This is a genomic window from Mycolicibacter algericus DSM 45454 (genome assembly GCF_002086455.1).
Taxonomy (GTDB): Bacteria; Actinomycetota; Actinomycetes; order Mycobacteriales; family Mycobacteriaceae; genus Mycobacterium; species Mycobacterium algericum.
Genome location: NZ_MVHC01000021.1, coordinates 40873 through 62200, shown reverse-complemented (window position 1 = coordinate 62200; position 21328 = coordinate 40873). Strand labels below are relative to the sequence as shown.

The following is a 21328-nucleotide window of genomic DNA, read 5'->3' as shown; positions in this document are numbered from 1 at the left end:
GTTGCTGATTCTTCCTGCCCGAACACCGGGCATCAGAGTCGCACAACAACTGGACCACTACGAGGGGCTCACCTCAGCCCGGTATCTGGGGTTGGTGCCGGGTGAGTGCTCCACGGGTTCCCCCGAAGCCAACGCGGGGTCAGCAAGACCGGCAGTGGTCATGCCCGCCGGTTGTTGGCCGAGGCGGCTTGGAATCAGCGCGCACCGCATCGGCCCAGCCGTGAATTGTGACGCCGCTGGGATGCCGCGGACCCGTCGGCTCGGGCGCGCGGCCAAGCCGCCAACCGATGGCACAACGACCGGTGGCCGGCTTCGATAAGCGCAAGAAACGCCCCGTGGTGACCAACGCCGTCGCCCGCGAACTCGCCGGTTGGTGCTGGTCACTGGCCGTGCTCGACGACGACCGAACACCCTACAAACGTCTGGATGCCAACCCGTCGGTGTCGGCAAGCGCCTGGCAGTGACCCGCCTCAAAACGATTAGCCAACTACGTTGCACCACAACACATTACGCTCGAGCTAGACAAGCGGTGCACGGCGATTCGAAAGTCCCGTCCTGCGGTATCCGGCCCGCGCATATCAGACTGACCCGCGTCGACAAGACACGCGCGACAGCCCCACGGACTCACCCGGTCAATGAAACGGCGGCAGCAGCGACGGTTGTCGGCCGCCGCTGCTGCCTGCCGCTTGACAGACTTCCCTCTATATCAGGCGTTCGCGAGTTGCGGCGGGTTGACGGCGCTGGGGTCGGGGTTGGCGATCGGCAGACCCATGAAGCGTCGCGCATTGTCGCCCATGAAATCGTAGGTGCGCCGCTCGTCCATGCCTTCGGCGTACTTCCAGTATCCCTTCGGCTCGGCCAGACCCTCGGGGTGTGGCCAGTCCGAACCGAACAGCACCTTATCCCACCCCACGGTCTCTACGACGTCGGCGACTGAGCCCTCCCAGAACGGGCTGACCCAGATGTTGCGGCGGAACACGTCGTGCGGATGTTCGGGGAAGTTCTGGGGCATTTTGCTGTGGGTCAGTGCGAGGTCGTCGAAGAGTGGTTTAATCCATGAGCTGCCGTTTTCCACGCTGGCGATTCGCAGTTTCGGGAACCGAGTCAGGGTGCCGTGGCAGATCAGGCTGGTCAGCATGTCGGCGATTTCGCGGTGGCCCAGCGCCGTCCACTTGAACGCCGACATCTCGAATGCGTTGCTGGTATCCGCCGGCTCCCACTTCTCGATGTATTCCTGGAGCGGTGGCTGGCTGGCATGCAGGACGATCGGCAGGCCGGCATCCTCGACGTCGCGCCAGAACGGATCGAATTCGGGCAGCGCCGGTGACCGCCAGCCCTTGTAACCATTAACCGGTGCTGGCTTGATCAGGGCGACCTTGGCGCCGTTTTCCAGGATGTACTCCAGCTCTCGACGTGCCTCGTCGACCAGCCCCAGGGTCAGTACCGGAGTCGTGTAGATCCGGTTGGCGTGGGTGTAGCCCCAGTGCTCGAGCATCCACTGATTGAGCGCGTGGATGATCGCCACGGTCAGTTCGGGATCCTCGGCGGCGGAATGCTCGACCAGGTTGGCCAGCGTGGGGTAGTTCAAGCACGCGTCGACTCCCTGGCGGTCGAGCTCGGCGATCCGGTCTTCGGGATTGCGCGACGCAGCCGGCGCGTCGATGCCCCGGCCGGACATTTCCCGCATCGTCAGGCCCTCGGGGTTCTGGCCGGAGTAGAACTTCTCGTGCGCACCGGGGGCCGCAACCCGTTCGAACGTGGGATTGGGCATGTAGTCGGTGATCTTGTTCAGGATCGCAATCCGCGTGTGCCTGCCCATCTGGACGAACTGCACCTTTGGCTTATACCGGTCGGGCAGGTGCCGGGTCAGTGCATCGGGATTTTCGTACATGTGCTGGTCGGCATCGAAAATCGGTGCATCGGTGAACTGGTTAGGGGACTGCGTCATCGTTTTCTCCCTTACTCCAAGGTGGGTTGTCTAGAGCTTCTCCTAACTTGACGCTTGTGTCAAGTCACGGCGTACAGTCACGGGTAAAGGCGTATGAGCTGCGCATATTGAACTTGACGGTAGCGTCATATACAGTCGCCGCATGACGGCGACATCGAGCGCTCGCCCGGAATCACACCCGGACGCCACCCGCGGCGAGCGAACTCGGTTGGCGATTCTGGATGCCAGCCGCCGACTGTTCCTGGAACGCGGTTACACCGGCACGCCGATCAACGCGATCACCGAGGCGTGTGGCATTTCGCGGGCCGGCTTCTACACCTACTTCAAGGACAAGCGGGAGATTTTCAACGTCCTCGGCAAGACCGCGTATCACGAGGTCCTCGCGGTCATCGCCGAGTGGGCCGACGCCCAAGAACCCTTCGGTCCAACGGAGATTCAGGCCTGGGTCGGTCGCTACTTCGACTATATGGACCACCATGGTGCGTTCGTGCTGGCCTCGGCGCACTCCGCCCCCGACGACAACGCATTCCACAACTCCCGTAATCGCATGGTGACCAGGGCGTCGTGGAAGTTGGGGCAGGCTATCGCCGGCGATGGCAAGCATTCGCCGGACGTCATCGGTGTCGCGGTGATGGGGCTGCTGGACCGGGCATGGCACACGGTGCATAGGCAGACGGTGGCCGTCGGCCGCAGCGAGATGATCTCAGTGGTTGCCGAGATGATCGCACCGATGGTTACTGCCGGTCGGCCTTAACCCTTAGTCGGCTGGCCGGAATCCGAAGGTCAGCAGCGATTGACCGTCGGCGGTCTGCAGCGTCGTGGTGGTCGAAACCAGTGGCTGCCCGATGCGCAGGTCAGCCGGGTTCACGTCAACGATCAGTGTCTCCACCAGCACACCCTCGGCCAACTCGACGAAACCCACTACATACGGCTGGAATACCTCGGGCGACCGATCGCCTTTGTAGGGCAGCGGCGGCGCGAACTCCTGTGTGGTGTAGGTGTAAAGCGACCCCTCGGTGGACAATTCGAGGGGCTCGATATCAGCTTGGATATCTGGCGCGCCGTCGAACAGCTCGGGCCGCTCGGCGGGGAACTTCACCACGCCTGTCGAACGTCGGCGGGAGCCGAAGAGCACCGCACGGTCGCCGTCAACTCTGAACAATCCCTCGGTGATTAATGTGCTCATCTCACATGACCTCGATAACCATGGCCGACCCCATCCCTCCGCCGGCGCACATCGACAGCACGCCGATGCCGCCGCCGCGGCGCCGTAGTTCATAGATTGCCGACGTCACCATGCGTGCGCCGGTAGCGGCAATCGGATGGCCGAGGCTGATGCCCGAGCCGTAGACGTTGACGATCTCCTCGTCGAGGCCCAGTTCCCGCGCGCAGGCGACTGCCTGCGCGGCGAACGCCTCGTTGATCTCGAACAGCGCTACGTCCTCGAGTTTGCGCCCGGCCAACTCCAGCGCCTTCGGAATCGCCGATATAGGAGCGCTGCCGGTGCGACTCGGCGGAACACCGACCGAACTCCAGGACAGCACATGCGCCAATACGTCGGCGCGGCTGGACGGGCTCGCTAGGGCCACTACGGCGGCGGCATCGTTGATGCCCGAGGAGTTGCCGGCCGTCACGGTGAACCCCTCGATTTCGGGATGCAACACCCGCAGGGCGGCGAGTGTGTCCGCCGTCGTATCGCGACGCGGGTGCTCGTCCTGGGCGAACGTCTTGGAGCTGCCGTCGGGCTGGGGCACCTCGACCGGCACGATCTCCTCGACGAAGGATCCGGCGTCGATCGCTTTCACCGCACGCTGGTGACTGCGTAGCGCCCATTCGTCCTGGGCCTGTCGTGAGATCCCGTACTGGACGGCACAGTTGTGAGCCACGGTGATCGACATGTCCAGCGGGGGGGCGTCGTCGGTGGGCGGGTGCGAGAACGGATACCAGGGGTCCTGGTAATCCTCCGGAGCCTTACCGGAGGTGAACGGCTTGCGTTTACGCAGCAGCGGCGCGGTCGAGCACGACTCCATCCCGCCGGCCAGGATGGCCTGACTCATGCCCGCCGCGATCTGTCCGGCGCCGACCGCGATCGCCGAGAGGCTGGAAGCGCACTGCCGGTTGACGGCCATGCCCGGGATTTCGGTAAGACCCAGATCCACCGCAACATAGCGAGCGCTGTCGCCACCACCCTGCAGGCTCTCGGCCAAAATGAAGTCGTCGAACTCGGCGGCGTCGAGCCCGGAGCGAGCTACCGCAGCCGCTACCGCCGGTTTGGCCAACTCAGTAGCCGGCAGGTTGGCCAGAGTGCCTTTGCGTGCTGTGCCGATCGCGGTGCGGGCAGCGCCCACGATCGCGGCACGGGATGTCATTGCGGCCACGTGTCTCCCAAGGTCGTCGGACGGGTGCCGGGCGGGGGCCCGGCGGGGTGCGATCAGTCTATACCGTTAAATAGATATCGGTATAACCGGCGTGTTGGACAGGAGTGGCCATGAAAGTGATCGGATCCGTTGACGAAGCGGTTCAGGCGATCGGAGAAGAACTCGGTGTGACGAATTGGCTGGAGGTGGACCAGAACCGTATCGACGCATTCGCCGACGTCACCGTGGACCACCAGTGGATCCACGTGGATACCGAGCGCGCGAAGACCGAAAGCCCTTATGGCGCAACGATTGCGCACGGCTTCCTCACCTTGTCGCTGATACCGGGGGTCAGTAAGGAAAACTACCGCGTCGAGAACGCCAAGATGGGCATCAACTACGGGCTGAACAAGGTCCGGTTCCTGGCGCCTGTTACCGCCGGCAGCCGGATCCGAGTGCGCTCCCTGTTGGTCGACGCCGCGAAGGTCGACGACAGCACCGTGAACCTGACCGTTCGTCACACTGTCGAGCTCGATGGATCCGACAAACCGGCCGCGGTGGCCGACCTCATTGCGCGCTTCGTGTTCTGACTACCTCTGACGGAACCCGTTAAATATTTTTCGGGATACCGGTCGTGGGCGCTACACTGCGGTCGCGGTCGGCTTGAGCTCGTAACCCCTTGGAAGGTCCGATGATTCTCAACGTCTCAGCTGTTGTATCACCGGTGGCCGCGTCATGACGGGCGGTCCGTTTGACGGGAAGGCGGTCCTGACCGGGGCCGGCAAGTCGCAGGTCGGTCGCCGGCTGGGCCGAACCGGCTTGGAGCTGACGCTGGAGGCAGTCCTGCGCGCGATCTCCGATGCGGGCTTGAGCGTGGACGACATCGACGGTATCGCCAGCTATCCAGGGCCGGGGGTTCCGGACCCGGGCTTTTCCGGGGCGACCATCACCGAGGTGCGCAATGCGCTGGGGTTGCGCAGTCGCTGGTATGTCTCGGCGATGGAGACCGCAGGGCAGATCGGCCCCGCGATCGAGGCGTGCATGGCCGTCGCGCTCGGGCTGGCCAACCACGTCGTGGTCTACCGGTCGGTCTGGGAGTCCACGGCCGCACAGCAGGCGGGCGGTGGCCGGGCGTCGGTGCTGTTCACCGGCGGCAAGTTGCCGCCTCACCTGGAGTGGGTCGCGCCCTTCGGTGCGCTCTCGGCGGCGAACTGGCTGGCCATGCCGGCCCAGCGGTATATGCACGATTTCGGGTTGACGCGCGAGCATCTCGGCTACATCGCCATCAACGCGCGTCGTAACGCGGGGCTTAATCCAGACGCCATCTATCGCGAGCCGATGACGATGGATGACTATTTGGGCGCCCGGATGATCTCCGAGCCGCTGTGCCTCTACGACTGTGACGTCCCCTGCGATGGCGCGACCGCGGTCATCGTGTCGCGCCGCGATGCTGCCAACGGCCTGCCCCGGCACCCGCTGACAGTGGAGTCGGTCGGGCCGGGCATGTTCGAACGCGCCACCTGGGAACAACGGTCGGACGTCACAACGATGGCAGCCCATGACTCGGCCGCGACACTGTGGGAGAACACCGCGCTGAGGCCGGCCGATGTCGACATGGCTCAGCTCTACGACGGCTTCAGCTTCCTGACGGTGATGTGGCTGGAGGCCATGGGGTTCTGTGAGCGCGGCGGGGTGGGCAACTTCATCGAGGGCGGTGAACGCATCGCACTCGATGGTTCGCTGCCGATCAACACCAGCGGCGGGCAACTGTCGGGTGGTCGATTGCACGGTATGGGGTTTCTTCACGAAGCATGTGTCCAGATGTGGGGGGAGGGCGGTGACCGGCAGGCGTCGAAGACGCCTGAGGTGGTGGCCGTCGGCGTCGGCGGCGGGCCGGTTGCCGGATCGATGTTGCTGAGTAGTCGGTAGCGCCCGCTCAGATGCTGAGCGATATCGTCACCGACAACGCGCTGCGGTATCCCGATGTGCCCGCATACCGGCTGGGGCAGCGCTCGGTGACTCACGGGGCGCTGCGCGAGCGCGCGGTGCGTTTGGTGTCGGCGATGGCGAAGGCCGGTGTGCGACGGCAGGACCGCATCGCCGTGTTAAGCCGCAACAGCGTGGAGTTCGGCGAGTTGATGGCGTCAACTCAGCTGAGCGGAATTATCATGGCGACCGTCAACTTCCGGTTGTCGCCGCCGGAAGTGCTTGACGTGTTGCGCCGGGTGTCGCCGTCCGTCGTGTTCTGCGCCGATGAATTCGCTCTGATGATCGCAGAACTCGTGCAGTGCTTACCGTCGCCACCGCTGCTGGTGTCCATCGGCGAAGTCGGGCGCCCCGACATGGTCGACTATGAAGGATTCGTCGCCGGCGGGGATGCCGGCGAGCCGGCATTCGTCGCGCAACCCGAGGACATCGCCTGCCTGCTGTTCACCAGCGGAACCACCGGTGCGTCGAAGTGCTGTGTGCTCGGTCAGCGAGAACTGCGGCGCGTGGCGTTGACGATGAACACCGAATTACGTTCGGGCAGCGAGGATCGGGGCCTGATCAACATGCCGATGTTTCACTTCGGTGCGATCGGCATCATCGGCGGGCTGCACGCTCGCGGCGGAACAGTAGTGTTGCAGCAGCAATTCGACGCGGCCGAAGCCATCCGATTGCTCGCAGACGAACAGATCACCGTGCTGCATCTCGCGCCGGTGATGCTGCGGGCCCTGATCGAGGAACTCGGTGACGCCCGTGCCGCCGCCAGCGTACGCACAGTCGTGTATTCGGCCGCGCCGATGAGCGTGACCACGTTGGAACGGGCGCTGGCCGTACTACCCGGTGCCGGCTTCCTCAACCTGTACGGGCAGACCGAAGCCATCGTGTCGGGGTTGCCGCGGGAACTACACGCCCGCGAACATCCCGACGCGCCCGACCGGTTGCGGTCGGTCGGCTTCCCGCTCCCCGGGGTGCGGGTCCGCATCGTTGGTGACGACGGCCGTGATGTCGCGGCGGGGGAGCCCGGCGAAATCATCATCCGCTCGGAGTTGATGTTCCGCGGCTACTGGGATGATTATGCCGCCACCCTGGCGACGCTGCGCGACGGATGGTGCCACACCGGAGACATCGGCCGATTCGACGGGCGGGGTCTCCTGTACTTGGTCGACCGCAAGAAAGACGTCATCATCACCGGGGGAGAGAACGTGTACTCGCCGGAGGTCGAGGAGGTGGTTTGCGAGCTCGAGGGCGTGGCGGCCTGCACCGTGATCGGCGTCGCCGACGATCGCTGGGGCGAAGCCGTTTGTGCCGTCGTGGTACCGCGTCCCGGGGCCATCATCACGCTCAACGCGGTTCAGAACCACGTGCGACAGAAGCTGGCCGGATACAAGGTGCCGCGCCGACTGGTGACCGTCGACGAGTTGCCGGTGCTGGCTAGCGGGAAGATCGACAAGAAGCGGTTGCGTACCGAACTTGGGAGTGCCTAGACCAGTCGACGGCGGTCAGGGCGCCGCGGGTTGGCCGTACGCTGCGACCACCACGCTGCGATCAGAGTGTTCTTCGACCACACCGATCGCGGTGTTCGCACAACCTTGCGTGGCTGCCCGCGCTGGGAGGCCATACCGCCACTGTTTGTTGTTGGCTAGCGATGCGACACATTCATCACCGGACAGACAGTTGTGGTCGACTGGGTCTGGACGGCGAACAGAACTGGTCCGGTGACCGGAGCTATTCCGCAGTGCCGGCTTTGGCCTCGGCCTCCCGGGTCAAACCGGCGGCCAAGATCAATTCCTCGTGCAGTTCGAACCACACCGTGTGGTACGAGTCGATGATCGGTCGGGTCAACCACGTGGTGTCGCCCGCTCTGATCTTCTGCAGGGCGGCCGATAGCTTGTCGGCGTAGCGGGCCAGCCGGGGGATCTGCGCGGCCGCCGAGGCGATGATCGGCAGCACCGACTCGTGCACGTGATCAAGACGCGCCAGCACGGCTGTGTCGTACTCGGCGTCCTCGTGGTTGTTGGGCTCTCCGTCTTTGAGCTGCCAGTCAGACACCAAGGACTTGAATTCGGCGTTCACGTTGCCGAAGCCTTTGTAGATGTGAGACATTGCGGCGGTGTCGACGCCGCCGCGTTCGTCGGCGAGAAGTTGGCCGAGCCGATCCCGACCAGCCGGGGCGAGTCGCACGGCTTTGCCCCCAACGAGTATCCCCGCGTCGACGAACTCGCTGATCGCCGCTGCTACTGATGCTTCGTCTCGGTTGAGAGTGGCGGCGATGTCCGCGGGGGCGGCCCGGCCTTTGAGCCGAATTGCCTGCAATATGTCCAAGCTATCCATGATTGATCCTCAATACTTCATGACGTGAACGCCTTTGGCGCCGTCTTGGCCATCCGTTGTGCTGTCAGCATGGTGATGAGCGGGCTGGCGGACACCACGTCGGTGTGCCCAGCCGTCAATGCGTCGCGCACCGCGACGTCGGAATCGTTGGGCAGCACGGGGTAATCGCCGGCATGGTGGGCGCGCAGCGGGCTGACCCGGCGTGCGATGTCGGCCAGTTCCCGAAGATCCGGGCTGTCTTCCTCCGACCACACGACCAACGGCAGCACGCCCTCGCGCACTTCGCCTTCGGCGCCGTCGACCGTGATTGACTTGCCCTCGATGGCCGCTGCCACCCCGGCACCGCAGCCCACAACCGCGGGCCGGCCGATCTCGCGGCTGACCACCGCAGCGTGTGAGGTAGCGCCGCCGACCTCGGTGACGACTCCGCGGGCAGACAGCATAGCCTGCACGTCATCGGGGCTGGTAAATGGCCGTACCAGGATCACATCCTCGCCGTCGTCGGCGGCGTCGATCGCGGCGTCGACGTCGCTGTACGCCTTGCCCGAGACAACGCCGGGACTTGCCGGCAGCCCCTTGGCCAAAAGTGTCGCGGCCAAGCGTATCTCGGGCTGCAGTGCCGGCTTCAGCAGCATTCGTATCTGCTCCGGACCGACGCGGCGCAGCACCTCCGTGTCGTCGATCAGGCCCTGATCACGCATCCGCAGGGCCAGTCGCACCGCGGCCTGGGCGGACCGCTTGGCGATCCGGGTCTGTAACAGCCACAGCCGACCTTCTTCGACTGTGAATTCGATATCCTGCACGTCACCAGCGAGCCGTTCGAGGCTTTCCGCATGGGCCATCAGCTCCGCGAAGAGGGCGGGCTGCTCCTCCCGTAAGGCGCTGATCGGTGCGCAGTCGAAAGTGCCGGACACCACGTCCTCACCCTGTCCTCCAGCCAGCCATTCGCCGAATGGCTCATCGGCGCCGGTCGTCGGATTGCGAGTGAACAGTACGCCGGTGCCCGACGTGCGGCCCAGGTTGCCGAAAACCATCGCTTGCACGATCACCGCCGTGCCGCCGCTGTCCCCGAGTCGGTGGTGGTCGCGATAGGTCACGGCCCGCGGGCTGTTCCACGAGCGAAACACCGCCTCGATCGCCGCGCGTAATTGGGCGTATGGATCGTCGGGGACGACGACGGACCCGGTACCGGCAAGCACAATGCGCTGGTACATGTCGTGGAATCTGGCGCGCGTGTCGTCGGCGAACTTCGGTGTTGCCTCGTGGGCAAGCGCATGGTGCACCGTGTCGTCGATGCCCAGGTCCAGCACGGTGTCGAGCATCCCCGGCATGGACTGTGCCGCCCCGGACCGGACGCTGACCAGCAGTGGTCGCGGGCCTCGGCCGTAGGTACGCGACGTTTCGCGTTCCAGCCAACGCAGCTTGGCCAGCGCCTCGGGCCACACCTGATCCAATGCCTGGCTCTCGCCGGCCAAGAATTGTGCGCACACATCGGTGGTAAGGCAGAAGGCGGGTGGCACGGGCAGTCGGAGCCCGCGCATCAGATTGATGCCGTAGGCCTTGTTGCCCAGTGCCGCGCGGCCTAGCTCACAGTTGCCGTCGAGGGCCACCACCGGGGATCGGCGGACATCGGTCGAAATGTTGTCATCCATGGCGTCTGTCACAGTCCTAGCAGAGTCGCGTACCGAACTTGGTTAACCGGTCACCCAGCGTAGCTACCGAAATAGTTAATCATTTAGTCTAATGTGATCATAGCCCGCCGGTGGTCCAGCATGCGCTGGGGCGTTTGAAAGCGAGGAGGTTGCATGAAGGTTCGTCTCGATAGGTCCAAGTGTGTGGGGCATGCCCAGTGTTACGCCGTCGATCCGATGTTGTTCCCGATCGATGACTGCGGTTACTCGATCCTCGAAGAGCGTGAGGTGAAGCCGGAGGACGCGCAGTTGACTCAGGACGGCGTAGCGGCCTGCCCGGAGGGCGCCCTGACTCTCGAAGAAGGCTGACCGCACCAGCTGGCCAACGCCCAGTCCCGTTGTGCGTCAGTCTGCTTCAGGAACATAACCAAGTTGACGCGGCGCCCACGCAGCGTCTGTTGCCACACGCCCAAGAAGGAGTTGGTCGATCAACGACGGCGGTCCTGGCCGATGGAAGTGATGAGGAAGGCCGGTAGCACTCGTTCGTCTCCGCCGTCTTCGGGGGCTCGACGTGGGCCGGACCGTTGTCCGCGATGGTACGCATCAGATCGACGATCAGCGTTGGCTGCGCATCCTGGGGGACTGGTGGTGTTGGGCCGGGTTGGCGGGTTAGAGGTCGCGGAGCCGGCGGATGTCAACGTGGTGGTGGTGACATTCATGCCACGCACTGCGGGCGACGAGAGCTGCGGGGATTTGTCGTCCGTCCAGTTTGAGCGTTCGATGAATTAGCTTGTCGTCCAGCGTCGTCAGCAGTGTGCAGAGTCGCCGTATTCGCCGATCGAACTGACCGATCAACTCGTCGGTGTCGACCGAGCGGTAGCCGGCTTGGGTGACCGATTCGTCGGGATCCACCGTTGGTATCAGCGGATTGTCCTCAGCAAGTGCCCTTTCGATGAGCCAGCGGTGAAATGCCATCGATTCCCGCAGATGCCCGAGGTACTCCACCGGTGACCATATGTCGGGCGCGGGGCGGTGCCGGACCATATCGTCAGGGATGGAGCGGATACTGGCGGCGACGGCCTTCGCCAGTGGCGGCAAGGCAGCGGCGACCTCTCCCGGCAACGCCGCCGATTCGTCAAAGTCGCATTCGCTGCAGATCTCTTCCATATGGTCAGCTCCGCAAAGCTGACTGTCCGCCGAGAACCCCGACATCTCGTGTCTTCGGCCCCGCTGTCGGTGATGTCGCGGGATCGAACTGTTGCGACCGCTTACGGAACTGGTGAGTGTAGGTGGCTTCGTAACCCACCGAGATCGGATCCGGCCTACAACGTTGGTTCTCCCAGCTGCGACGGTCGGCGGTCCGGCTGCACACCTCGGCCGGGTTGGCCGCGGTGATCGACTTGGCCAGGGCGTCCGGTTCGGCAGCGGCCACTTCTCCAGAGCCGAGGAGGGCTCCCATGTGCGGGCAGTACGCGCCGAAAGCCGCTATGCGATCGGGGACGTCACCGCTGGCCGCGGCTCGATACAGCGCCAGGTCTGCGCCGAAGTGGCGCGCGGCGGTGACGTCGCCCGGCGCGAATTCGTGCGACCATCCCACCTGAAACCAGCGGCTCGGGAAGGCCTCATGGGGGAAGCCGCGCTCGACGAACGTCGGTGCCGGCTCGGTCAACGAGCGGTCGACCATCTTGTTCACCAGCTCTCTCCCGTCGGTCGAACGGGGTTTCCGCGGGCTTGGCCGCAGGTTACTACAGCACGCGCACTGCGTAGTTGGCTCAACAGAATCAGAAAATACCGGATTGGGGGAACACGGGCGACCGGGCCGGACCTCGGCTTCGGCGTGACGGGTCTAAGACGCCTGCGCGGGCCGGGGGGGCACTCGCTACTCCAGTTTTTGACAACCGTGTCAAAAGATGTAAGTATCGGGGCATCCGCTCCGGGAAAGGGAAAAGCACGGTGATGACGGGACTTCCCAGCATGCAGCCGACCGGTTGGTTCCAGGTTGCCTGGAGCACGGATCTCACCGTCGGCGATGTCAAGCCGCTGAACTACTTCGGCACGGAGATGGTCGCGTTTCGCGACCTCGATGGGACGGTTAACGTTCTCGACGCACATTGTCAGCACCTGGGGGCGAACCTGTCCGTCGGCGGCTGCGTCGTCGAGGGCGGTATCCAGTGCCCGTTCCACGGCTGGGTGTGGAGTGGGCAGGGTCGCAACGTTCGTATCCCGTACGAAGACCGGCCCAACCGGGGCCGCCGAATGCGTTCCTATCCGGTGGCCGAACTAAACGAATGCATCTACGTCTGGCATGACGTCGAACGCCGCGATCCCCTGTGGCAGATACCGGCGGCTCTCGATGTGCTTGGTGAGCACATCCGCAGTCAGCGCTACAGCAGGCTTGGAGTCGACGAGCAGGAGGTCTACCGCGGTATTCATGTGCATCCGCAGGTGATTGCCGAGAATGCCGTTGATCCGCATCATTTTCGGTTCGTGCACCGCACCCCTATCAGCCCGGTGGTGCTGTCCGAGCACACTGATGCGTCGACCTGGCACGCCAAGGTCGGCTTCGGCAAGCGGTGGGCCGACGGTGTGGACCGTCCCGGCGACAGCGTCAACACCATCGAAATCCATTGGTCGGGGCTGGGGGTCAGCTTCAACGGCGAGCAAACCAAAGACGGGGTGCGGATCATCGCGATCTGCGCCACGCCGGTCGACGAGACCACCTCGGACATCTTCGCGACCTATTGGATCTCCGAGGGTGCCGACTATGACGAACGGCTGCGGGCGGCGAAGGCGGCACTGCCTGACGACATCAAGATTTGGGACCACCAAAAGTACATGGACCAGCCGGCGCTGGCGCCGTCGGAGGCGGCCGGCTTCAAGCAGTTACGCCGTTGGGCGCGCAGCTTCTATCCACAACAGGCCGCGGCCCAGGCGTGACGGGGCTGTGTGTGCAGCGGCCGGCGCCATGACGACCGCCAAGTCAGCGGTGACACGCCGGGCGATCTTGGAGGCGGCGCGGGCAGCGTTCGCTCGCAAAGGCTACAGCGGCACCAGCGTGAAGGACATCGCAGCGGGCTTGCACGTGACCCGTGCCAATTTCTACTACTATTTTCGTGACAAACAGCAGCTGTTCATCGAACTCGGCACCGAAACCTACCGTGAATCGCTGATCGTTATCGAGGCTTTCGACAAGTTGGACGGATCCCCCGCGATCACGGACGTCTTGCAATGGGTCCGCGGCTACTTCGACTACCTGGAGCGTAACGGCGCGTTCGTCGCGCGCTCGATCGGCGACCTACCGGACGACACTGAGTTCGCGGCGACGGTGTCACGGCTGCATAAGCGTGCTGCCCGAACCCTCGGCGAATACATTGTGGCGCGCAGCAGCGCTGACTTGAGTTCGCCGGTCTCGCTGGGTATGACGGTGATGGCGATGCTCGAACGCAGCTGGCTCCTAGTCAACACTGCCGATGTGCCGATCTCAGCTGAAGCCGCAATTCGCAGCAACGCCGAGATCTTGACCCAGCTGATGCACTAGCCGACTCACACCTCGTCACGACATTCTGGCGCGGCTGTTTTAGACGCCAATGTTGGTGAGACTGAAGGGAGTCGGCGTCGGGATCGGCAACACAGCCGGGCGTAACGGGTCATCCACGGGTCAGTTTCCCGCAGGGCCGGGCAGATTGCGCTTCGCTTTCCCGGCATAGCCGACGAATTTCTCGGAGTTCGCGTCGTTGATGGCTGGGCCGCGTTGCGCTCGGCCGCGGTACGCAGCGCCGCCAGCCGCGCGCGAGCCGCCTCGACATCGGCAGGCGTACCCGAAATCTGCAGCCGTTTGCGATTGGCAGCGGCGGCTGCGATCCCGAGACGCTGCCGCTCGCCGGCCTCGCCGGAGGTGAGCAGGTCGTGGTCGTCTTGGTCGGCTTTCCCGGGGCATGGTCGTTCGCCGATCCGGCAGCCGTTGCAGGCGCGCCCCTCCCTTCGAGGGCTGGACCTTTGTGACCACCATCATATATCTTCAGTGAGATAGACCGTCAGAAAATGAGACGGAGCGTCAGATTTGGAAGCATTGATTGAGGGAGACACCATGCCACTTCGAGATGACCACCAGATCGTGTCGGTGGATGACCACCTTGTGGAGCACCCACGCGTTTGGCAGGACCGACTACCGGAGAAGTTCCGTGAGGCCGGCCCACGGATCGTCGAGCAGGACGGCAAACATCTGTGGTCTTATGATGGCCAGATTTTCCCGACTATCGGCCTGAACGCGGTGGCGGGCAAACCGCCGGAGGAGTGGGGAATGGATCCGGTCCGTTACGAGGACATGATCCCCGGCTGCTATGACCCAGTCGCCCGAGTGGCGGATATGGACCTCGACGGGGTGCAGGCCGCGTTGTGTTTCCCATCGTTTCCCGGCTTCGCCGGCGGCACATTCATCCGCGCCGACGACAAGGAATTGGCACTGCTGTGCGTTAAGGCCTGGAACGACTTCTACATTGACGAATGGTGTGCGACCGCCCCCGAGCGGTATGTGCCGCTGGCAATTCTGCCGGTGTGGGATATCGACGCGACGATCGCTGAAGCCGAGCGGGCGGCTGCCAAGGGGGCGCGCACGGTTTCGTTCCCCGATAGCCCGGTGCCGCTGGGCCTGCCGTCGTTCCACTCCGATCACTGGGACGGCCTGTGGCGGGTGTGCTCGGAGACGAAGATGCCCGTGTCACTGCACTTCGGCTCCGGTTCCTACGTGCCGGGATTCTCGTTCTCCTCGATGAAGCCAGTTCCTGGGCAGACGCCCGTCATTGACGCGCCGTTCGCGGTCGCTACCACGCTGTTCTCGACAAACCTGATGTGGACCACGGTCGATCTGCTGTTCTCCGGGAAGCTACAGCAGTACCCGGATCTGCAGATCTCGCTGGCCGAGGGTGGGATCGGCTGGGTGCCCTACATTCTTGAACGCGCCGACTACGTGTGGGAGCGGCACCGCTACTACCAGAACATCGACTTCGACACCCGCCCTTCGGACTTGTTTCGCAAGCACTTCTGGGGCTGCTTCATCGACGACGAGCATGGTCTGGCGAACCGCCACAGCATCGGCATCGACCGGATCACGCTTGAGATCGACTTCCCGCACAGCGATTCCAACTGGCCGAACTCACGCAAACGCGCTGCCGAGGTGCTCGCCGACGTGCCAGACGGCGAATGCGCGTTGATCGTGGAAGGCAACGCCCGACGGATGCTGAACTATCCGCGCGTGCAGGCGGACTCACCAGCTTTGACCTCTCACTAACCGCGACTGCGGGCGACGCGGCTGAGAGGCCGCGTCGCCCCTCTTCAGAACACGGCGACGCGCGCGATCGCCCGGTACGAAGGCCGGGGAGGAGTCCGTCAGCGTGCAGGTGGGGCCAGGGCGGCGGGCAGAAAAGCGCGAAGCAGCCCTTCGTCGCCGCCGTGCTCCGGTTTGCCCGGATCGGCGATGAGGCTAAAGCAGATGCGGGTCGCCCAGTGCGCCAGCGTTTCTGGCGGGACGTCATCGCGGACTTCGCCTTTTGCGGCAGCTTCGGCAAAACGTTGGCCGAGGCTTGCGCGTAAATCTTCACGCCAAATTTCCGAGGCCTCGGCGGCGCGATGGGTCCGCGCCAATTCATCCCCAGCGATGAGCATCTTCATAGCCGGAGAGTTGCGCGCTGCCTCCAGTCCTACCAGCAAGGCCTTGACTAACCGCTCGGAGAATGGCTCGTCGGAGTCGAAGCACGGGTCCGCCGCGGCGATGACGCCGGCGACCGCACGCACAAAGCATGCGGCGAGGACGGCATCGCGGTTTGGGAAGTAGCTGTAGACCGTGGTGCGGTGTACTCCAGCCTCCTGAGCAATATGCGTCATCTTTGTGCGGCTGGGACCGTGTCTGCCGTAACAGGTCTCGGCGGCCTGGAGCAGCCGTTCACGTGCCTGCTCCTCGTCGACGGGCAGATCGGCGCCCCAGCGCGCCGCCCGCGCGGTGCCGCTGTGCATGGTCATAAGGGATATCCCATCAGCTGCCGGCTGTTCAGGACAACCGTCTTGACCGACACGACATTCGTCCATAATCTGTTGTGTACACTACATCTAATCGATCGCTGTCGCCTACGGCGCGGTGTGAGGCGTTCGCTGTGGTGGTGACGCGGTGAGAGGATTTTGCGTGTGACTATTGAGCATCGCCTATGTCTCTGCGTTGATAGTGGTGTGCCCGAATCGATATCGACCTTGGCCGCTGCGTGTCACAAGGACAGTGGCGCCGCTGGCTTCACGGAGAACAACTTAAGGAGTAGTCAATGACCGACACCCGTACCGAACCGCAGCGGCGTGCCGAGGTCGACCTCGACCATCATTCGGCCGAATTCCGGGAGGATCCGCACGGAGCATTTCGTCAGATGCGGGAATCAGGTTGTCCGGTCGCGTATTCGCCCCACTATGGCGGCTTTTGGGCATTGACGGACTATGCGTCGGTCTTCGAAGCAGCCCGCGACGATGCCCTGTTCAACTCGTATCCTTCGGTGGGTGTGCCGGCTAGTGAGCTGCCGTTGCCGATTCTCCCGATCGAATCCGACCCGCCGGAGACCCAGGAGTTGCGTGAGGCGACGTTGCGGCGGTTCTCCCCGGGGTCGGCGGAGCGGTTCCGGGCTGCCGCCATCGAGATGACCACCGAGGCGATCGACGCCTTCATCGAACGCGGTCAGTGCGACGTAGTGGGGGAGCTGACTACACCGCTGCCAGCGCGATTGATCCTGCGGTTGCTGGACTTCGATGAAGGCCGGGCCATGGAATGGGTGAACTGGGTGCACACCACCGTGCACGACCGTTCCCACGACCCGGAAAAAGCCGGTGTGGCCGGGATGGAGATGTTCGGTGAGATCGTCAAACACATGGAACAGCGGCGCGCCGAAGGCCTCGGCGACGAATTGTTCAGTGACATCCTGCGGGGCACACTGAACGGCGAACCGCTCGACGACGGCCAGATCACCATGTACACGGTGTTGATGATGCTGGGCGGCATGGATACCACCAGCGGGTTTACCGGCAATGTGCTGTTGCGCTTGTGCCAGGACACCGAACTGCGTCAACGCTTCATCGCCGACCCGAGCCTGATCAAGAAGGGCACGGACGAACTGCTTCGGCTCTACACTCCCACCCTCGGATTGGCCCGCACCGTCTCCCGTGACACGGAATTCCACGGACAGTCGCTGTGCAAGGGGGACCGGGCGATCCTGATGTGGGCGGCCGCCAACCGCGATCCTGCCATGTTCGAAGACCCCGAGACACTGGACCTATCGCGCACGAATGCCAAGAAGCAGATGGCATTCGGGGTGGGGATGCACCGCTGCCTGGGCTCGCACTACGCCAAGATGATGTTCGAGGTCATGCTAAGTCAGATACTGGAACGGCTACCCGACTTCGAACTCGCGGGCGAGCCAAGATTCTTCGAGGATGCCGGCGAGGTCTACGCGGTGCGGGAGCTGCCCATAAAATTCACCCCCGGAACCCGTATCGGCTGATATCGAACGAGATCCCTCATCCTGCCGGACGATCGTCAGCGATAGGCCTGAGTTGGGAGCCCGGGATCACAGCGGACTGGCAGACGAGGGCAGACGGTGACTGGTCGCGTCTAGCTGGTCATGGGCGCCAGTGGATTTTTAGGGTCGGTCCGTGACGCCATGGACGGCAGCGACGACGGCTACCACTGCGTCGTGGACACCCGAGCGCCGCTACCGAGGGCGAGCCGTTCAACTGGCTCGACCGGGGCGGTGACTACATCCGCTCGCGCGTCGAGGCCGAGAATCTGGTGCTGGACTATGCGCGCCACCGCGGTGTGCCGGCGGTTGCGCTGTGTGTTTCCAACACCTATGGCCCCGGCGACTGGCAACCGACCCCGCACGGATCGTTGGTAGCCATGGCTGCCGCGGGAAAGATGCCGGTCTATGTCAAGGACATGGCGATGGAAGTGGTCGGTATCGAAGATGCCGCACGCGCGCTGATCCTCGCTGCCGACAAAGGCCGTGTCGGAGAGCGCTACATTATTTCTGAACGGTTCATCAGCGCCCGCGAACTGTATGCAACGGCCGCTGACGCCGCCGGCGTCAAGCGGCCACGGTTCGGAATCCCGCTCAAAGCCATGTACGCCTTGGGATTTTGCGGAGACGTGGCCGTGGCATCCCGAACCGATCCACAGTGGATTCGCAAAGTCGTCCATTTCTATCGCAGCCAAGCAGTCGCCGAGCATCGTGCTTCGCGGGCACGGTAGCCCAGGTGCTGCCGTTGTTGTGGCTGCCCGCACCACAGTCAAGCGTTGGCGGCGATGAGCGAGCGCCACGGCATAGCGACCGCAAAGGAGAAGGGAGTCAGCGGTATCCGCGGCCCCGCGTCACAACCGGCCGTCGATCTGTAGGTCGGGATGGACCCACGCCGGGGAACGGCGGTCTTTGAAGGCCAGGAACCCCTCGATTGCCTCTTTGCCTTCGAGGCTGGTACGCATACCCACTCGGTCGTAGAGGCCCAGGTAGCTGTCGAGGCTCCCTTTGACCACCCGGCGGGCGCCGGGGGCGGTACGGCAGCATTGAGCGAGGATCTCGCGGGCGGAGTCCATCAAGTCGCCATGGGGCACCACCCGGGCAACCATGCCCCAGTCGAGGGCTTCCTGCGCCGTCAGGGTCCGGCCGGTCAACATCAGGTCACGGGTGCGGACGGGCCCGATCAGCCGGGCCAGCAGGTGGCTGTAGTAGGTATCGGCGATGCCCCGAAACAGTTCGGGCACCCGGAAGGTGGCGCGATCGCTGACGACGGCGATGTCGCTGCACATCGCAATCATCAGGCCGCCGCCCTGGCAGAGCCCGTTGACCGCTGCCACCACCGGCTTGGAGGACTGGCGGAGGGTATCGAACGGTGTCACATCCATCGACAACGTGGCGGCGAAGTCCATCCAGTCGTCGACACCGTTCTGTCCGAGATCCCCGCCCGGAGCGAATACGTCGCCGGTGCCGGTAATCATCAGGCCTGCGAGGTCCTTGTCGTTCTCGACGCGGGTGGTCGCGTACCGGATGCCGAAGTACATCGCCGGGGTCATCGCGTTGCGGGCCTGCGGGCGGTCGAGCGTGCAGATAGCGAACGGCCCTTGGCGCTCGAAGCTCAGGTAGGGCGTGCCGAGCCAGTCGCCTTCGGGCGGGCGGGGCGCAGTGTGGGTCATTTCGGTGGTTTCAGACATCGACTCTCCTGTAGGGGCAGACAAATGGGTGACATTTACCGGTCATATCCGGCCTCGAAGATATCTCGACGCCGGTGCTAGTCGGCGACAAGATCGCAACCGGTGAGTTCGGCGGACCGTTTCCAAAGACGTTGCGCATCAGTGGGATCAAGAGCGTGTGCCCGCAGCCGCGCCGGCCTGGGCTTACCCCACTGGTGGGCGAGTCCTCGTGGCGCGAGGTAGGTACCGTTGGGCAGGTCAGTACTGATTGCCTGGATGGTTGACCGCGCTCCATCGCTGGTGCTCTGTCCGACGTACGGCGCGATCACTCTGCCTGCCCAGCGCACCAGGCGGCTGCCGTCGCGCGTGATATTACTGGCGACCATTCCCGGATCGGCCGCATACGCGGTGCGGCCACGCCGAACCAGCTCCCGGACAAACAGTAGATTGGCGAGTTTGGACTCGCCGTAAGCCGACCAGGGATTGTAGCGTCGGTGTTGCCAGTTCAGGTCTTCGAGGTGCAGGCGCGCTAGGGCGTAGTTACTGCTGGCAACTACCACGATGCGATCACGGATCCGGTCGCCCAGCAGACACGTCAGTGCAAAGTGGCCGAGATGGTTGGTTCCGATGTGCGCTTCAAAGCCGTCCACCGTTCGGGTCAGCGGCAAACCCAGTACGCCGGCGTTGTTCACCAGAACGTCTACGGAATCCACCGAATCGGCGAACGTTCGCACGCTGGACAAGTCGGCGAGGTCGAGGTGGCGTACCTCGACGTCTCCCGTCATTTCGGCGGCGGCCTGTTTGCCTTTGGTGACGGTCCGGCACGCGATCACCACTTGATGACCCGCTGCTGCCAGTGCGGTCGCGGTCGCTTTCCCGACCCCGCTGTTGGCGCCGGTGACAATGACTCGCATCGGTATTACAGCGACGTTGGCCCGTTGGGGAACTTGACTAGTGCACCCGCGTCGACGCGGATCTGCTGCCCGGTGATGTAGCGAGCCTCGTCGCTGGCGAGAAAGACCGCCAGATTGGCGACATCTACCGGTTCGATGTACGGAATCGGCATCGCCTGGAAGTGGGTGAACGCCGGCTCGACGTCCTCGCGGGTCGGGTGCTCGAGGTCAGGCCGGAAGATGCCGTACATGCCATCGTTGTGCATCAGGTGGGTGTTGACGTTGGTCGGATGGATGGCGTTGACCCGAATGAACCGTGGCGCCAGATGCACCGACATCTCTTCGACATAACCGATCAGCGTCTTCTTCGACCAGGAGTATCCGGCCCCGCCGGGGCCCATGACCGGGTTCGACGTGGTGCCCGGCATCATCCCTGCGGTAGAACCGGTCACGATGATCGACCCGCCGTCGCCCAGGTGCGCGATCGCGACCGCGACGGCGTTCATGACGCCGACAAGGTCCACATCGGTCGAGTCGACGAAATCCGATGCGTGCGGGTCGCCGAGCGCCATCGGCAGGATGCCGGCGTTGGCGACGACAATGTCGAGTCGGCCGAACTGTGCGATGCCCGCCTCCACGGCCTCCCGCAACTGGTCACGCTCGCGGACATCGGCTTTCACCGCGACGATGCCAGCGCCCAGCTCGGTGACCAACTTGGTCGTCTCATCGAGGTCCTGCTGGGTGGCCAGCGGGTATTTATTGGATTTGATCTGTTCGCAGATGTCGACCGCGATGATGTCAGCGCCTTCCTCGGCCATCCGGACGGCGTGCGCGCGTCCTTGACCGCGGGCCGCGCCGGTGATGAACGCGACTTTTCCTGCAAGACGGCTGCTCATTGAAATCCCACCTCGTCATTCTGTCAGTTAATGACAAAGTAGCCGTCGGTGGCGCCGGACACAAGTCGCCACGGC

20 protein-coding genes and 2 pseudogenes are annotated in these 21328 nt (G+C 64.0%); 11 read left to right on the top strand and 11 right to left on the bottom strand.

Annotation, left to right across the window (positions count from 1 at the left end; all coding sequences use genetic code 11):
* Positions 1–401 (top strand): annotated as a pseudogene (locus tag BST10_RS24360) (transposase); the annotation flags it as partial.
* A 305-nt stretch (positions 402–706) separates the two neighbouring features.
* Here the strand turns inward: BST10_RS24360 and BST10_RS16880 are convergent.
* Positions 707–1948, bottom strand: a complete 1242-nt coding sequence (locus tag BST10_RS16880; protein WP_083039205.1) for an amidohydrolase family protein — start codon at positions 1946–1948, stop codon at positions 707–709.
* Between the two features lie 142 nt (positions 1949–2090).
* Between BST10_RS16880 and BST10_RS16875 the strand changes: the two genes are divergently transcribed.
* Positions 2091–2702: a TetR/AcrR family transcriptional regulator gene (locus tag BST10_RS16875; RefSeq protein WP_083039203.1), complete on the top strand. Its 612-nt coding sequence runs from the start codon at positions 2091–2093 to the stop codon at positions 2700–2702.
* Between the two features lie 3 nt (positions 2703–2705).
* On the opposite strand, the gene BST10_RS16870 is transcribed toward BST10_RS16875, so the two are convergent.
* Together BST10_RS16870 and BST10_RS16865 are read right to left on the bottom strand one after the other, a co-directional pair.
* A complete protein-coding gene (locus BST10_RS16870; RefSeq protein WP_083039201.1) occupies positions 2706–3134 on the bottom strand; it encodes a Zn-ribbon domain-containing OB-fold protein in 429 nt (142 codons plus the stop codon).
* 1 nt (position 3135) lies between these two features.
* Entirely contained in the window at positions 3136–4326 is a 1191-nt protein-coding gene (locus BST10_RS16865; protein ID WP_083039199.1) for a thiolase family protein, read from the bottom strand.
* A 110-nt stretch (positions 4327–4436) separates the two neighbouring features.
* On the opposite strand from BST10_RS16865, the gene BST10_RS16860 reads away from it, so the two are divergent.
* From BST10_RS16860 to BST10_RS16850, 3 genes are all read left to right on the top strand, one after another.
* The gene (locus tag BST10_RS16860) at positions 4437–4895 is read left to right on the top strand and encodes a MaoC family dehydratase (RefSeq protein ID WP_083039197.1); all 459 of its coding nucleotides are present in this window, start codon (positions 4437–4439) and stop codon (positions 4893–4895) included.
* Between the two features lie 145 nt (positions 4896–5040).
* The gene (locus BST10_RS16855; protein WP_083039195.1) at positions 5041–6234 is read left to right on the top strand and encodes a thiolase family protein; all 1194 of its coding nucleotides are present in this window, start codon (positions 5041–5043) and stop codon (positions 6232–6234) included.
* An 11-nt stretch (positions 6235–6245) separates the two neighbouring features.
* Positions 6246–7775: a class I adenylate-forming enzyme family protein gene (locus BST10_RS16850; protein WP_083039193.1), complete on the top strand. Its 1530-nt coding sequence runs from the start codon at positions 6246–6248 to the stop codon at positions 7773–7775.
* Between the two features lie 241 nt (positions 7776–8016).
* Here BST10_RS16850 and BST10_RS16845 read toward each other — a convergent pair whose 3' ends face one another.
* Complete coding sequence (locus BST10_RS16845; RefSeq protein ID WP_083039191.1) at positions 8017–8622, bottom strand: MarR family transcriptional regulator; 606 nt, start codon at positions 8620–8622, stop codon at positions 8017–8019.
* A gap of 17 nt (positions 8623–8639) precedes the next feature.
* Positions 8640–10274, bottom strand: a complete 1635-nt coding sequence (locus BST10_RS16840) for a pyruvate, phosphate dikinase (protein WP_083039189.1) — start codon at positions 10272–10274, stop codon at positions 8640–8642.
* Between the two features lie 153 nt (positions 10275–10427).
* Here BST10_RS16840 and BST10_RS16835 point away from each other — a divergent pair, with 153 nt between their 5' ends.
* A complete protein-coding gene (locus BST10_RS16835; protein WP_083039187.1) occupies positions 10428–10622 on the top strand; it encodes a ferredoxin in 195 nt (64 codons plus the stop codon).
* Between the two features lie 300 nt (positions 10623–10922).
* Here BST10_RS16835 and BST10_RS16830 read toward each other — a convergent pair whose 3' ends face one another.
* Together BST10_RS16830 and BST10_RS16825 are read right to left on the bottom strand one after the other, a co-directional pair.
* Entirely contained in the window at positions 10923–11420 is a 498-nt protein-coding gene (locus BST10_RS16830) for a DinB family protein (protein WP_083039185.1), read from the bottom strand.
* Between the two features lie 4 nt (positions 11421–11424).
* Complete coding sequence (locus BST10_RS16825; protein WP_109559554.1) at positions 11425–11937, bottom strand: Rieske 2Fe-2S domain-containing protein; 513 nt, start codon at positions 11935–11937, stop codon at positions 11425–11427.
* 272 nt (positions 11938–12209) lie between these two features.
* On the opposite strand from BST10_RS16825, the gene BST10_RS16820 reads away from it, so the two are divergent.
* The 3 genes from BST10_RS16820 to BST10_RS16805 all read left to right on the top strand — a co-directional run bounded on the left by BST10_RS16820 (position 12210) and on the right by BST10_RS16805 (position 15540).
* Entirely contained in the window at positions 12210–13190 is a 981-nt protein-coding gene (locus tag BST10_RS16820; RefSeq protein WP_083039180.1) for a Rieske 2Fe-2S domain-containing protein, read from the top strand.
* Positions 13191–13218: 28 nt separating this feature from the next.
* Positions 13219–13791, top strand: coding sequence for a TetR/AcrR family transcriptional regulator (locus tag BST10_RS16815; protein ID WP_083039178.1), 573 nt, complete (start codon positions 13219–13221; stop codon positions 13789–13791).
* 549 nt (positions 13792–14340) lie between these two features.
* A complete protein-coding gene (locus tag BST10_RS16805) occupies positions 14341–15540 on the top strand; it encodes an amidohydrolase family protein (protein WP_083039176.1) in 1200 nt (399 codons plus the stop codon).
* A 98-nt stretch (positions 15541–15638) separates the two neighbouring features.
* On the opposite strand, the gene BST10_RS16800 is transcribed toward BST10_RS16805, so the two are convergent.
* Positions 15639–16268, bottom strand: coding sequence for a TetR/AcrR family transcriptional regulator (locus BST10_RS16800; protein WP_083039174.1), 630 nt, complete (start codon positions 16266–16268; stop codon positions 15639–15641).
* A gap of 293 nt (positions 16269–16561) precedes the next feature.
* Here BST10_RS16800 and BST10_RS16795 point away from each other — a divergent pair, with 293 nt between their 5' ends.
* Both BST10_RS16795 and BST10_RS16790 read left to right on the top strand, forming a co-directional pair.
* Positions 16562–17782 (top strand): cytochrome P450, encoded by a 1221-nt coding sequence (locus BST10_RS16795; RefSeq protein ID WP_083039171.1) that lies wholly within the window; start codon positions 16562–16564, stop codon positions 17780–17782.
* Positions 17783–17991: 209 nt separating this feature from the next.
* Positions 17992–18438 (top strand): annotated as a pseudogene (locus BST10_RS16790) (NAD-dependent epimerase/dehydratase family protein); the annotation flags it as partial.
* 210 nt (positions 18439–18648) lie between these two features.
* Here BST10_RS16790 and BST10_RS16785 read toward each other — a convergent pair.
* The 3 genes from BST10_RS16785 to BST10_RS16775 form a co-directional block, all read right to left on the bottom strand.
* Positions 18649–19485: an enoyl-CoA hydratase/isomerase family protein gene (locus BST10_RS16785; RefSeq protein ID WP_205277369.1), complete on the bottom strand. Its 837-nt coding sequence runs from the start codon at positions 19483–19485 to the stop codon at positions 18649–18651.
* Between the two features lie 77 nt (positions 19486–19562).
* On the bottom strand, positions 19563–20378 hold the full coding sequence (locus BST10_RS16780) for an SDR family NAD(P)-dependent oxidoreductase (RefSeq protein WP_083039167.1): 816 nt from the start codon (positions 20376–20378) through the stop codon (positions 19563–19565).
* A 5-nt stretch (positions 20379–20383) separates the two neighbouring features.
* On the bottom strand, positions 20384–21253 hold the full coding sequence (locus BST10_RS16775) for a mycofactocin-coupled SDR family oxidoreductase (protein ID WP_083039165.1): 870 nt from the start codon (positions 21251–21253) through the stop codon (positions 20384–20386).
* Positions 21254–21328 lie beyond the last annotated feature (75 nt).